Here is a 14,472-nt window from a genome sequence, read left to right as displayed (position 1 = left end):
TATGGCTGAGATAGAAGAATTAAGAACCCAGCCTCAAGATATCCAAGCAGAGCAATCTGTCTTAGGAGCCATCTTTATTGATGAGGGAAAACTGGTTTTTGTTCGTGAGTTTATTGAGCCAGCAGATTTCTTTAAATATGCCCATCGGTTAATTTTTAAGGCGATGATTGACCTTGCAGATAGGGGAGATGCTATTGATGCGACGACCGTTCGCAATATTTTAGATAGCCAAGGGGACTTGCAAAATATCGGTGGCCTCTCTTATCTAGCTGAAGTTATCAACTCTGTTCCGACCTCAGCCAATGCGGAATATTACGCAAAGATTGTTTCCGAAAAAGCGGTTCTAAGACGCTTGATTGCCCGTTTAACGGAGAGCATTAATCAAGCCTATGATGGAGCGAGTCCGTCGGATGAGATTATTGCAGGTGCAGAAAAAGCTCTGATTGATGTCAGTGAAAATGCCAATCGAAGTGGTTTCAAGAATATCAAGGATATCCTAAATATCAACTTTGGAAGTCTTGAAACTCGATCATTGCAGACAACGGATATTACGGGGATTGCAACAGGTTATCGAGATCTTGATCATATGACAACAGGTCTTCATGAAGAAGAGTTGATTATTCTTGCAGCTCGTCCAGCGGTCGGTAAGACTGCCTTTGCTCTAAACATTGCCCAGAATATCGGAACCAAGTTGGATAAAACAGTTGCTATTTTCTCGTTGGAAATGGGGGCTGAAAGTTTGGTGGACCGGATGTTGGCAGCAGAGGGCTTGATTGAGTCTCATTCTATTCGTACCGGTCAGTTGACAGATGATGAGTGGCGGAAATATGCCATTGCCCAAGGAAATCTAGCCAATGCCAGCATTTATATAGATGATACTCCTGGTATTCGGATTACAGAAATTCGGTCTCGTTCTAGAAAGTTAGCACAAGAAACAGGTAATCTTGGCTTGATCCTTATCGACTACTTACAGTTGATTACAGGGACAGGACGTGAAAACCGGCAACAGGAAGTCTCAGAAATCTCTCGTCAATTAAAAATTTTGGCGAAAGAATTAAAGGTTCCCGTAATTGCCCTTAGTCAGCTATCTCGGGGAGTTGAACAACGACAAGATAAGCGTCCGGTTCTATCAGATATCCGTGAATCAGGATCCATCGAGCAGGATGCAGATATTGTTGCCTTTCTATACCGTGATGACTATTATGAACGTGCAGGTGAGGAAGAAGAAGGCTTGCCGAATAACAAGGTTGAAGTCATCATTGAAAAAAACCGTTCAGGAGCGCGTGGAACAGTGGAGTTAATCTTCCAGAAAGAATATAATAAGTTCTCCAGCATATCAAAGAGAATAGAGGAATAATGGATGAGTGATGCATTTACAGATGTAGCAAAAATGAAAAAAATCAAAGAAGAAATCAAGGCTCATGAAGGCCAAATTGTGGAAATGACCTTGGAAAATGGTCGTAAACGTCAAAAAAATAAGTTTGGTCGATTAATTGAAGTCTATCCTTCTTTGTTTATTATTGAATACACTAATGAAAACAGTTTACCTGGTGAACCAGCAGCAACCTATGTTGAATCGTATACTTACTCAGATATTTTAACTGAGAAAAATTTGATTCATTACTTAGACTAATGTAGCTAGGGTAAGCTACAACTTCCAACCGTCTCTTCTTGGAGATGGTTTTTTGATGGTCTGAACATATCATAGACACTAGTTGTGTAAATTGATTGACAAAGATGTCAATTTCATAATCAAATCTGTCAATATTAGACAGGGGATCTTTTGAAGAGTCGTCTCATCTATATTCTTCATCCTGCTACATTAAAGGGACTTAGGAGGGTATTGAAACAATCATGATTGACAAGTTGTAAAAAAGGTGTAAAGATTCCTGTAAACAAGATAAAAATATTGGATAGGGATGAAAATACATGGCTATCCGCGTTAAAAATGTGTGATTTAGAAAGTCCTTAGCTAGAAAACCTCATTTTGCTTTTCATTTATAGAAAGAAATCAAAAAAATGAGAAAGCAACTTTACAAGGACTGGTATTGGTGGTATAATAGAATTTGTGCGAAATGACAGCAGGACAAAATGAAGCTCGTCAACAGGAAGCCAGCTAGAAAAGTAACCTTTGCTGTTTGGGCGAAGGCTTTCTGAACGAATCAGGTTTGTCTAAAACGTTATTTCCTACAAAAAATTATTTTTATAGGAGGACATTTCAAATGTCACGTTATACAGGACCATCTTGGAAACAATCTCGCCGTCTTGGCTTGTCACTTACAGGTACAGGTAAAGAATTGGCACGTCGTAACTACGTACCAGGTCAACACGGACCAAACAACCGTTCAAAATTGTCAGAATACGGTTTGCAATTAGCTGAAAAACAAAAACTTCGTTTCTCTTACGGACTTGGTGAAAAACAATTCCGTAACTTGTTCGTACAAGCTACTAAGATCAAAGAAGGAACTGTCGGTTTCAACTTTATGCTTCTTTTGGAACGTCGTTTGGATAACGTTGTTTACCGTCTTGGACTTGCGACTACTCGTCGTCAAGCTCGTCAATTCGTTAACCACGGTCACATCCTTGTTGACGGAAAACGCGTTGATATCCCTTCATACCGCGTAACTCCAGGTCAAGTGATCTCAGTTCGTGAAAAATCAGCTAAAGTTCCAGCTATCCTTGAAGCTGTTGAAGCAACTCTTGGACGTCCAGCATTCGTATCATTCGATGCTGAAAAATTGGAAGGTTCATTGACTCGCTTGCCAGAACGCGATGAAATCAACCCAGAAATCAACGAAGCACTTGTCGTTGAATTCTACAACAAAATGCTTTAATTTTAAGAAAAAACTTGCAGAAAGCCTACAACAGTGGGTTTTTTGTTTTGTCTTAAACCGTTGATTTTTGAGTTTGTTCAGTTAGTTGCTCCCTAAGTTGACTTCGTAGAAAGAAATGACCGTCGTAAAAATAGGCGGTTTTTCTTTTTCAAAATAGATAACAACTCTCCTGATTTTGAGATTTTTATGACCAAATACCTAAAATAATAAACCAAATAGCGATTTTTTCTTCTTAGATAGTCCTTTTTGTTAAGATGAAACAAATGATTGGAAAGGGTTCATATGGGATTTAAGAAAAAACATTATCGCCAACAAGTTGACATGAGAGACTGCGGTGTTGCGGCTTTGGCCATGGTTTTTGGCTACTATGGATCATACTATTCTTTAGCTAGTCTGCGGGAGAAGGCAAAAACGACTGCAGATGGGACGACCGCCTTAGGTCTGGTCAAGGTGGCTGAGGAGTTGGGATTTGAGACACGCGCCTTCCGAGCAGACCGCACACTTTTTGACTTGGAAGGAGTGACCTATCCATTGATTGTCCACGTGATCAAGGATGGGCGTCTCCCTCACTATTACGTAGTCTATAAGAAAGATAAAAAGCATCTTTACATAGCAGATCCAGATCCAAAGGTAAAGATGACCAAATTGACGATCGAAGAGTTTGAAAAGGAATGGACAGGGATTGTCATTGCCTTGGCCCCGACTCCAGCCTATCAACCGAGTAAAGAAAAGAAAAATGGGCTCCTAGACTTTGTCCCTCTTTTGTTTAAACAGCGACAATTAGTCCTTCATATTGTTCTTGCAACGTTATTGGTAACCCTTATCAATATTGTTGGTTCTTACTACCTACAATCGATTATTGATACCTATGTGCCTGATCAGATGAAGCAGACCCTGAGTGTGATTTCACTAGGTTTGATCGTGGTTTACATCTTACAGCAGGTTCTGACCTATGCGCAAGATTACTTGCTTCTTGTTTTAGGTCAACGTTTGTCTATTGATGTCATTCTGTCCTATATTAAGCATGTTTTTCAGTTGCCTATGAGTTTCTTTGCAACTCGACGGACAGGAGAAGTGGTGTCGCGGTTTACAGATGCCAACCGGATTATCGATGCTCTGGCTAGTACGCTGCTTTCAATCTTTTTGGATCTGTCCATAGTCCTGATTTTATCAGTAGTCCTGTTTAGCCAAAATGCTCATCTCTTTTTCTTGACCATTCTCTTACTGCCGATTTATGCGGTCATTATTTTTGCCTTTATGAAGCCTTTTGAGCGCTTAAATAATGAAACCATGGAAGCCAATAGTGTCTTGTCTTCTTCTATTATCGAAGATATCAATGGGATTGAAACCATCAAGTCTCTTACCAGTGAGCGTAGTCGTTATCAAAAGATTGACACAGAATTTGTGGACTATCTGAAGAAATCCTTTGCCATGAGCAAGGCGGAGAGTCTGCAAAAGGGGCTCAAGCACTTGGCCCAGTTGATTTTGAATGTCTTGGTCTTGTGGATGGGAGCTCATTTGGTCATGAAGCAAGAATTGAGTTTGGGTCAGCTGATTACCTACAATACTCTCCTTGTTTATTTCACAGGGCCTCTAGAGAATTTGATCAACCTCCAAACTAAACTGCAAGCAGCCCGAGTGGCAAATACCCGTCTGAATGAAGTCTATTTGATAGACTCTGAGTTCGCAGAGAAGAAGCCTCTTCAAGAGCGTGAGACTCTCGATGGTGATCTGGTTTTTGAGGGAGTGGACTACAAGTACGGTTTTGGAGCCAATGTTTTAACAGATATTAACTTAAGGATTAAAAAAGGGAGCAAGGTGAGTTTTGTCGGTATTTCCGGTTCTGGAAAAACCACGCTAGCAAAGATGATGGTGAATTTCTACCAACCCAATAAAGGGACGATTCGGCTGGGAGGAACGGATATCCAGCAAGTGGATAAGACCTTGCTCCGCCAGCAAATCAATTATTTACCCCAGCAGCCCTATGTCTTTAATGGTACGATTTTAGAAAACTTGTTACTGGGAGCGCGGGAAGGAACTAGTCAGGAAGATATCTTGCGCGCTGTTGAAATCGCAGGAATTCGAGAAGACATTGAGCGCATGCCCCTCAATTACCAAACGGAATTGACTACGGATGGCATGGGAATTTCTGGTGGACAACGGCAGCGGATTGCCTTGGCGCGTGCCTTATTAACGGATGCTCCGATTCTGATTCTGGATGAAGCGACCAGTAGCCTGGATATCTTGACGGAGAAGAAAATAGTGGACCGCTTGATGGCCTTAGATAAAACGATTGTTTTTATTGCCCACCGGTTAACGATTGCAGAGCGTTCTGAAAAAGTCTTCCTCCTGGACCAAGGTTGTCTGAAAGAAGAAGGAAGTCATGAAGAACTGCTGAAAAAGAATGGTTATTACAGCCATTTGGTAACTTGTTAAGAGAGGACTAGGAGAAAAAAAGTATGATGAACGAAAAATATTTTGAAAGTGCAGAATTCTATCAGAAACGTTTCCATAATTTTGCTAGTTTGTGGGTAGTCCCTTGTTTTCTTTTACTACTGTTTATTGTGGGATTCTCTGTCTTTGCCAAGAAGGAAGTGACCTTGTCTAGTCGTGGGACGATTGAAGCTACGCGCGTGGTGGACCAAATCCAGTCAACGAGTAATTCTCCCATTCAAGTCAACCATTTGAAGGAAAATAAAGAGATTAAGAAGGGCGAAATCTTGGTAGAATACCAGGAGGATCAGGAAAAACAACAAGGAATGAGCTTGACGCAACAGCTCGACCTCTTAAAGAAACAGGAGGAACAATTAAAACTGTTGAAAACGAGCATTGAGACCGGGGAGAGTCAGTTTACAGGAAATGAGCATTTTGGGTATGATCAGCTGTTTAAGGATTACCAGCAACAGATAGCGATTCTCCAAGCGCAAGCCCATCAACAAAATGCGACTATTGCTTCTCAAAATGCCAGTGCAAGTTCCAGTCAAGCAGAAATTGGCCAAGCTATCCAAGACCAGGAGAAGCGATTAACTGATTACCGTAGTCTAAAATCAGCTCTCCTAGAGGGAAGAAGTCTGGATGCGACTCATCCACTTTACTCCCTCTACCAGAGTTACGCTCAGCAACCACATGGAGAAGAAAACGCTCAGGCACAAGCTTCTTTTATCAGTCAGCTAGATAGTCAAATCCAGCAGTTAGAGGCGAGTATTTCTAATTATCGAATCCAATATGCGGGATCCGGAAGCCAACAAGCTTTTTCGACCAGCTTAGATAGTCAAATAGCCTCTCTGAAAGCTCAACAGCTGAGTAAAGTTGGACAGGATTTGTTGCTTCTTTCTCAGCAAATCGCAGATTTAGATAGTAAGTTAAAAACACAAGAAACTCTTCTTCAGAAGACTCAGATTCTAGCCAAGGATGAGGGGGTAATTCATTTGAATGATGAAACAAAAGGAGCGAGTATTGTAACGGAAGGCACTCCTTTGGCACAAGTATATCCACTCATTCAGAAAGAAAAAGAAGTCAAGATTGTTACCTATATTCCTTCAAAAGATATAGCTACGATTCATGTGGGAGATCGGATTCGCTTTAGCACACAGGGAAGTAAACAAAAACCAATTACGCTAGAGGCCCGTATTAGCTCCATTGCTTCGAGTGCCACTCGGACAGAACAGGGGAACTTTTTCAAAATCGAGGGAGTTCTTCGTCTCAAGGATCAGGAAGCCAAACTCCTACGGTACGGATTGGAAGGGAAGTGTGTCCTGATCACAGGAGAAAAATCTTACTTTAGTTTCTTTGTGGATCAATTTTTAGGAGCGGGGAACTAAAGAAACATAACATAAAAGAGGCTGGGACAAAAGTCCTAGCCTCTAAATTGTCTTTGGATTATCGAGCAAGACGCAGTGGTTGAGTGGGCTCTACCACGCTGATTTCATCAGCTTTTACAGCCCTACTCAACTGTGCGGAGGTGGGACGACGAAATCGAATTCTAACGAATTACCGATTTCTGTCCCACTCTCTTTTATTCCAGCATTTTTAATAGGAAGTCCGCCATTTGTTGGGGGCTTTCTTTTTGCCCACGCGCCACCCACATTTGACAAACTCCAAAAAAGGCATTGGTGAGGTAGACTGAACTGTAGTCTCTTTCGATTTCGGTCAAAGATCGATGGCCATAACGCTCTTGCAAGCTATCCACTAGTAGAACTTGTAGCTTGTGCCGCAAGAAGGATTGAATTTCTTTTGTCCCATTCTCGGTTAGAAGGACAGCAAAGAGGGGCTCCTTGGTGAGAAATTCGAAAACTTCGGTAACAGCTTGGTGTTTATCATCTTGTTGTTTGTCGAAGATGTATTCAACTTTGTGGAAAAATTCCTGTTGGTAGCGCTCAATCATATCGTACTTATCGCGGTAGTGGGTATAGAAGCTACTCCGGCTGATACCGGCTTCTTTTGCCAACTGAACGGTTGAAATCTCATCAAAGGACTCTCTATGAAGGAGGTTAACCATAGCTTCCTGGATGATCTGTTTTGTTTTTATTCGCTTATTGCTTTCGGTAACCATTTTAGTCTCCCTCTTTTATAAACAAAATTATACACAGTGTCCAAAAATAAGTTTTTTAACTTGCGGTTTTTAAGAAGAACTGTATAATCAATTATATCAAAAAATTAGACAATGTGTATAAAAAGGAGACAAAAAATGTTTAAGGAATGGAAAGCAATTTTTAGGAAACCGACCTTCATCGTTGTGATGATCGGGGTTGCCTTGATACCAGCTCTCTACAATGTGATCTTTCTATCCTCTATGTGGGATCCTTATGGCAAGGTTTCCGACCTGCCAGTAGCAGTTGTCAATCAAGACCAGCCAGCTCGTTATCAGGAAGAAGAATTGACAATCGGAAAAGACATGGTGTCCAATTTTGAGAAAAGTGATGCCCTGGATTTCCATATTGTTGATGAAAGAGCCGCTAAAGAGGGGTTGGAAAAGGGTGATTACTATATGGTGGTGACCTTGCCTAAGGATCTATCTGCTAAAGCTGCTTCTATCTTAACCAATCACCCAGAACAGATGACTATTGCCTACCAAACATCTAGTGGGCATAGCTTTATTGCTGGTAAGATGAGTGATTCAGCCATGATAAAAATCCAGCAAACAGTTGCTAGTAATGTCACCCAAACCTATACCAGCGCTCTTTTCGAAAAGATGGGAAGCTTGAAGACAGGTATGGGAACAGCAGCGGAAGGAAGCCAGAAATTAGCGACCGGTGCTGGTCAGCTAAAAGAGGGTGGACAGACTCTGACAGACCATTTGACCACCTTGTCCAATTCGAGTCTGTCTTTTTCAAATGGGGCACAGACTCTTAGCACTGGACTCTTGGCCTACACCAATGGAGTTGGCCAATTAGGAACTGGTCTTCATCAAATGCAGGAGAAAGTTCCCACCCTCGTATCGGGAGTTGGGCAACTTCATGATGGTTTTACTACCTTTAGTAGTGGACTGACGACCTATACATCTGGTGTTGGACAGCTGGGAGATGGTTTGAACCAAATGGCTAGTCAAACGCCTCAGTTAGCATCTGGAATTGGCCAATTGCATACAGGGATGACGACTCTCTCAACGGGACTGGATACCTATACAAAAGGAGTCAGTCAGTTGAATCTTGGTGCTAGTAATTTGACGACTGGTCTAACCAACTATAGCTCAGGTCTTGCTACTCTTAGTGGTGGAGCTAGTCAATTAAGCGGTCAATCGGAAGCCTTAAGAAATGGAGTGTCTCAGTTAGAGACAGGCATTCAAACCTTATCCACACAACTCACTCCATCACCAAATCAACAAGAGCAACTTGCCCAATTAACAGCAGGACTCACCCAATTAAATGAAGCTATTCAGAACACGAGCGGAAATACCAGTCAACTCAGCACAGCTTTGGCAACCATCGCTACCTCTGCTCAAGGGATTTCAGCAGCTGCACAGGCTGACCGCAATTCAGTACTAGCCAATCTTCAAGCTACTGCTGCCTATCAATCGCTAACAGCTGAGCAACAGGCAGAAATGACGGCTGCTGTCTCTGCTACTTCAAGTACCACGGAGACTGCTGCTCAAGCGATTTTAACCACTGTTCAAGGCTTGCAAGAAGGCTTAACAACCGAGAGTCCCTTGGCCACAGTAAAAGAAAGTGCCAACCAGATCTTGCCAACAGTTTCGTCTACCTTGAATACTCTTTCAACTAGCTTGAGCTCCGTGCAGACAGCAGTGACAGAGCAACTTCTCCCAGCTAGCCAAACCCTTAGCCAGGGCGTTCAACTCTATACGACAGGGGTGGATCAGTTAGCCGGTGGAGCTAGTCAGCTTACGGGCAATAGCAGTAGCTTGATTGCAGGAGCTACTCAATTGAGTGCGGGGACAAATCAGCTGGATCAGAAATCTGGTGACTTGGTAATGGGAAGTAATCAACTAGCAACAGGATTGGGAGACTTAAATGGGAAAATGCCAACTCTGACTGCTGGAATGAATCAGTTAGCTTCAGGAGCCAACCAATTGACTAGTAAGTCTAGTGAATTAACAACAGGCGCTGGACTGCTAGCTAGTGGGATCAGTCAATTAAATACTCAAACACCAGTCTTGGCTAGCGGTGTTGATCAACTCGTATCAGGAGTCGATCAGTTATCGGATAAATCAGGTCAGTTACTATCAGGTTCTCATCAATTGGCGGATGGTGCAACTAAAATAGCCGATGGCTCAGGTCGATTAGCGACAGGAGGCCAGGTTCTTGTCGGAGGCTTGGGTGATCTTCAAACAGGTAGTCAGAATCTTAGTCAGGGCTTGAGTTCAGCCAAAGATCAACTAAATAGCGCTAGCACTGAAAAAGAAAATGCAAGCGTATTGTCAGATCCAATCACCCTTTCAAAGACAGACCATGACAATGTTCCAGTGAACGGAGTAGGAATGGCTCCTTATATGATATCTGTTGCCCTTTTCGTCGCGGCTCTCTCTACCAATATGATTTTTGCCAAATTGCCATCTGGGCGTCATCCAGAAAGTCGTTGGGCTTGGCTTAAATCGAGATTGGAAGTGAACGGGATGATTGCTGTCTTGGCTGGTGTCCTGGTCTACGGAGCTGTCCACCTGCTCGGAATGGCGGCAAACCATGAAAGCTTGACTCTCTTCCTCTGTGTGTTAGGAAGTGTGACCTTCATGTCCATGGTGACTGCCTTAACAACATGGAACAACAAGGTCGGAGCTTTTATCTCTTTGATTCTCTTGCTCCTTCAACTGGCTTCTAGTGCAGGGACTTATCCGCTTGCCCTCACCAATCGTTTCTTCCAAACCATTCATCCGCTGTTGCCAATGAGCTATACCGTATCGGGACTACGGGAAGCCATTTCCTTGTCGGGTCAGATAGGTGGGCAAGTCACCTTCCTTACCCTGGTTTTGGGCTTGTGTATTGGTTTAGGAATGTTGGCCTATCAACCTCAAAAGATGGAAGAAGACTAGACTTCCTCTATCCATAGTTTCATGTGAAACAAATCCCCTTCTCTGAAGAGAAAGGGGATTTTTCTTAGTTAAAATAAAGCACTTCTGGATCTGGAGTAATATAGACAAGGTTGTCATCCTTAAAGACAAGTTGAACTTGTCCTTCTTTGTAGGTAAAGACTGTAAAAGTTTGCTCTAATTGAGCCGTTTGAGCTAGATCGACTACACCAGCCCAAAAAGCATGGAGTTGTTCTTCTGTTAAGTGTCCCTCTTGATAGAGATTAACAAGGTTTTCTTTTTCCTTTTCTGAAAAGGTCTCGAGCATATAATTTGAATCAACATGGGTTTTTTCAGGTTTTCCAAGAATTTTTTTGACTATTTTTGTTGTATAGCCTTCGAAATCAGGTGTATGCACTTTTAATCCACCGTCATATTTTTTATAGTAAACGACAGAATTGCCTGTTGCATAGATCTTGTCTGTTGGAGCTTCGCTAGCATTGGCAGGGAGCTCCTCCATTTTTTTGCTAGAGCTGGTTTCCGTCTGAGACTCTTTCTTCTCTTTTTTGGAAGAGCTAGCTTTAGATGATTTTTTTGACGATGAGGCTTCTTTTTCACTTTTCTCTTGTTTTTTAGAAGAGGCACGAGAGCTCGTTTCATCCGGTTTGAAATATGATTCAAAATCAGACATACAGGCTGTCAAGAAGAAAAGACTCAAAGAGAGCGTTACAAGGAGAGTGATTTTTTTAGACATCATGTAAATCCCTTTCTAATTATAGAGCGCTATTTCTTCTATTGTACACTATAAAAGCTTGGAAAGCACGAAAAAACAGGAGAGAACATGTATGAAGTAGGTATTCATACATGTTCTCTCCTGTAAGGGTCAACTCCTTGTGATTTCATTTGAAGTGAGGAGGCTGGGACAAAAGTCCTAGCCTCTCAATTATCTTTGGATTGTCGAGCAAGACGCAGTGGTTTAGTGGGCTCTACTACACTGATTTCATCAGCTTTTACAGCCCTACTCAACTGTGCGGAGGTGGGACGACGAAATCGAATTCTAACGAATTACCGATTTCTGTCCCACTTTCTTGTGTGCTTCAGTTAGTGACCTTGGAAGAGGGATTTAGCGTCCACCAGGCCCGCCAGGTCCACCGCCTTGAGGTCCGCCACCGCCGGGAGCACCACCGCCTCCAGGCATGGAATTGACAATTTCCGTTTGTTTTTCACCGTTGATATAGATATCCCCGCCTGTGTAGGTGACCGTTCCATCAAAGTCAAAGCCGGATTGCCCCGTCAAATTGATGGTTCCTCCAGTCACAGTGACATTACCGTTTGAGTCGATTGGATCGGTATCCCCTTGGCCAACTTCAACGTTGAGAGTTCCACCGTTCATGGTGAAGAAAATTTCATCTTGGTTGGCATTGGCATTGGCTGCACTGACACCGTCATCAGTTGCGTAGATGGTGATATCCCCTCCGTTGATGGTGATCGATTTTCCTTCGAGACCTTCGACTGACTCGGTTACTTTGTAGGTTCCGCTATCGATGACCAGTTCACCAGAAGCATGGATACCATCGTCCCCAGCTGAGATGGTCATGGTATTGTCAGACAGATACATGGTTCCGACAGATGTATCTTCATCGTTATCCACCTTGACCGCATCTTCATCTGCATCGATGGTCATCGTCGTACCGGTGATATTGAGCTCATCATTGACGTTGAAGGCATCTCCTACAGCCGTGATCTTATAGGTTCCGCCTGTGATGTGGAGAGTGTCATTGGCCTTGATCCCGTTGTTCTTCTTGGCATCAATATTGAGCGTACCCGAACCATTGATGGTGAGGTCGCCTTTAGAGAAGATCACCGCATCGGCGTCTTCATCATTGTTTGAACTGGAATCAGACAAGTTATTGGTCGTGCCATCTGCTAGAGTCAGGTAGACATGTCCTGCTTTTGTAGCAGAGATTGGCGCGTTGGTGTTGGTCATGGTAACGCCTTTTAAGACGATATGAACATCATCTGAGTCACCTGCTTCGACTTTGATTTGAACCCCATCGGATTCACCAGAGATGACATAGGTTCCGGCCTTCGAGATGGTCACGGTGGATCCAGAAACGGCTACGCCGTCCCCTGAAACAGTTGCAGAAGATCCAGACAGTTTTACAGTAGAGGCTGTACTTTCATCATAAGAAGTGTCCTTGTCCTTATCTGTAAAATAGTTGGAGCTATCTGTTTTACTATTTGAAGTAGAAGTTGCGGTTGTTTGGGCGGTATTGTTTGTTGTAGCTGATTGAGATGACGCTTGGGTACAAGCTGTCAGTAAGGTGAGGGTAGCGGCCCCCGTTAATAAGAATCTCCATTTGTTTGATTTCATGAGCTTTTCCTCTCGTTCCATTGATATGCTCCTAGTCTAAAGTTGCTAGCTGAAAGTTTCCTAAAGTTTTTCTGAAAGGAACCTTAACTTTGGTTTTCTTTAAGTTTGGCTTAATGAAAGCTTAAGAAAAGGCCACTAAACTAAGGAACAAGTAAAGCGACTTGTGGCTTTGCAACAAAAACGATAAAGAAAATGACCAACTTTTTATAGAACAAAAGGAGAAAAACATGAAAAAAACGCTAGAGACAAGCTTCAAGCGGATTGAAACCAAATATGTGGTGAATAAAGAAGACTTGGATGATTTATTGAAAGATTTGAAGAAATATGTTGTTGAAGACGATTATCCCATCTCCACGATTTCGAATATCTATTTTGATACCGAAGACTTTGATGTGATCCAAGATGCTCTTGCTAAACAGAACCGTCGTGAAAAGATCCGGATGCGGACCTATGTGGAGCATCCAACAGTGGAGAGTCCGGCTTTTCTAGAAGTAAAATCAAAGGATGCAGAAGGAATTGGTCATAAGTTCCGCCTGGTCTCGAACCCTTCCTCCATCACCCGCCTCATGACGGATGGACTAGTGGATCAGACCATTCAGGATCTGGATTTGGTGCAAGAAATCCAAGCTCTGCGCCAGCGCTATGATAACCGCCTACAGCCTCAGATGTACATCTATTACGATCGTTTGTCCTTAAAAGAAAAGAAGAGCATCCAAGGCTATCTTTACAATAAGATTCGGGTCACCCTGGATCAAAACTTGGTCTATCGTGATCAGCAAGTCAGTCTCCTTCGTGGGAAAGCTGGTGAGCCTTTATTAGAAGAAAATACCATCATTATGGAAATCAAGGCTCCAGGTGAAGAACCTCAGTGGCTGAAGGACATTCTGGATAAGTACGGACTGGTCAAACAGAAATTTTCGAAATACAGTTGTGCCTACCATAAGTCACAAGGCTTAGATTATGCACCAACGCCAATTCAAGAAAGGACAGGTGCTGCCTATGTCTAATCTATTTAATTCTATTTTTAACAATGCTACGGCAACCGTAGATCCGGTGCGCCTCATGCTGGCCTTACTGGTTAGCCTGGTGCTCGGGATGGCCCTGTCTTGGACCTACAAATACCGTACTCTCTATACGCGTGAATTTATCGTCAGTCTCACCTTGCTTCCCTGCATGATGACCCTGGTGATTTTCCTGGTGAACGGGAGTCTGGGGACCTCGATTGCAGTAGCAGGGACCTTTAGCTTGATTCGATTTCGTTCCGCTACCAGCGGCTCGAGAGAATTGATCGCGATTTTCCTAGCCATGATTATTGGTTTGGCAGCTGGCTCGGGCTACCTCTTATTGGCAGTTTTGTTTACGGCCTTTCTGTTAGCTATCTGGCTCTTGCTCGAAACCAAGCAAAGTAAGACCGACCACCAACGGCGCCGTCACCTGACGATTGAGCTAGAAAATAAGTCTAGGATTGCGGATAGGATTAGCCATTTATTGGAACGCAATTGTACAGAAGTCGACTTGATTTCGGTTAATACAAGCCAAAATGGGGAACAGCTTACCTTGGATTATGAAGTGGATCTGAGACCAGAAGTTGACGATTTTGCAATGACGACCCTCCTAACAGAAGAAATTTATCATTGCGATGTATCCTTGACCAAAAAGGCTAAGAAAAGAAAGAATTTATAGACGCTATCCTCCTTTAGGATAGCTTCAGATTGAAGATAAAGTCTTTGAAAAACTTTCCTTAGGTGAGTACGGACGTCAGCGAACTTCTTCAAAGTTCCATGACTAATTATTGAGCCTAAGGT

General features: G+C 42.8%; 11 protein-coding genes. 8 read left to right on the top strand and 3 right to left on the bottom strand.

The window, feature by feature from the left end; translation table 11 throughout:
• Position 1: 1 nt before the first annotated feature.
• The 5 genes from dnaB to EAI95_RS07200 all read left to right on the top strand — a co-directional run bounded on the left by dnaB (position 2) and on the right by EAI95_RS07200 (position 6,655).
• Positions 2-1,357, top strand: a complete 1,356-nt coding sequence (gene dnaB / locus EAI95_RS07220; RefSeq protein ID WP_048690975.1) for a replicative DNA helicase — start codon at positions 2-4, stop codon at positions 1,355-1,357.
• 3 nt (positions 1,358-1,360) lie between these two features.
• On the top strand, positions 1,361-1,633 hold the full coding sequence (locus EAI95_RS07215; protein ID WP_048715069.1) for a Veg family protein: 273 nt from the start codon (positions 1,361-1,363) through the stop codon (positions 1,631-1,633).
• Between the two features lie 589 nt (positions 1,634-2,222).
• Positions 2,223-2,834: a 30S ribosomal protein S4 gene (gene rpsD, locus EAI95_RS07210; RefSeq protein WP_003009175.1), complete on the top strand. Its 612-nt coding sequence runs from the start codon at positions 2,223-2,225 to the stop codon at positions 2,832-2,834.
• 282 nt (positions 2,835-3,116) lie between these two features.
• A complete protein-coding gene (gene comA / locus EAI95_RS07205) occupies positions 3,117-5,270 on the top strand; it encodes a peptide cleavage/export ABC transporter ComA (protein ID WP_129822599.1) in 2,154 nt (717 codons plus the stop codon).
• Positions 5,271-5,293: 23 nt separating this feature from the next.
• Positions 5,294-6,655 (top strand): bacteriocin secretion accessory protein, encoded by a 1,362-nt coding sequence (locus tag EAI95_RS07200; RefSeq protein ID WP_129822598.1) that lies wholly within the window; start codon positions 5,294-5,296, stop codon positions 6,653-6,655.
• Positions 6,656-6,849: 194 nt separating this feature from the next.
• Here EAI95_RS07200 and EAI95_RS07190 read toward each other — a convergent pair whose 3' ends face one another.
• Positions 6,850-7,386: a TetR-like C-terminal domain-containing protein gene (locus tag EAI95_RS07190; RefSeq protein WP_129822597.1), complete on the bottom strand. Its 537-nt coding sequence runs from the start codon at positions 7,384-7,386 to the stop codon at positions 6,850-6,852.
• A 135-nt stretch (positions 7,387-7,521) separates the two neighbouring features.
• Between EAI95_RS07190 and EAI95_RS07185 the strand changes: the two genes are divergently transcribed.
• Positions 7,522-10,317, top strand: coding sequence for a YhgE/Pip domain-containing protein (locus EAI95_RS07185; RefSeq protein WP_129822596.1), 2,796 nt, complete (start codon positions 7,522-7,524; stop codon positions 10,315-10,317).
• Between the two features lie 64 nt (positions 10,318-10,381).
• Here EAI95_RS07185 and EAI95_RS07180 read toward each other — a convergent pair whose 3' ends face one another.
• Entirely contained in the window at positions 10,382-11,047 is a 666-nt protein-coding gene (locus EAI95_RS07180; RefSeq protein WP_238662898.1) for a DUF4947 domain-containing protein, read from the bottom strand.
• Positions 11,048-11,416: 369 nt separating this feature from the next.
• Positions 11,417-12,667, bottom strand: coding sequence for a carbohydrate-binding domain-containing protein (locus EAI95_RS07165; RefSeq protein ID WP_173018622.1), 1,251 nt, complete (start codon positions 12,665-12,667; stop codon positions 11,417-11,419).
• A gap of 227 nt (positions 12,668-12,894) precedes the next feature.
• Between EAI95_RS07165 and EAI95_RS07160 the strand changes: the two genes are divergently transcribed.
• Together EAI95_RS07160 and EAI95_RS07155 are read left to right on the top strand one after the other, a co-directional pair.
• Positions 12,895-13,674 (top strand): polyphosphate polymerase domain-containing protein, encoded by a 780-nt coding sequence (locus EAI95_RS07160; RefSeq protein ID WP_129822593.1) that lies wholly within the window; start codon positions 12,895-12,897, stop codon positions 13,672-13,674.
• Positions 13,667-14,350 carry a DUF4956 domain-containing protein gene (locus EAI95_RS07155; RefSeq protein ID WP_129822592.1) on the top strand — a complete coding sequence of 228 codons (684 nt, stop codon included), beginning with the start codon at positions 13,667-13,669 and terminating at the stop codon, positions 14,348-14,350. The genes EAI95_RS07160 and EAI95_RS07155 overlap by 8 nt, the downstream gene beginning before the upstream one ends.
• Positions 14,351-14,472 lie beyond the last annotated feature (122 nt).

The sequence above is a fragment of the Streptococcus sp. bf_0095 genome, assembly GCF_004166885.1.
Taxonomy (GTDB): Bacteria; Bacillota; Bacilli; order Lactobacillales; family Streptococcaceae; genus Streptococcus.
The sequence above is the reverse complement of the archived record's forward strand: the minus strand, read 5'-3'. Positions and strand labels throughout refer to the sequence as shown.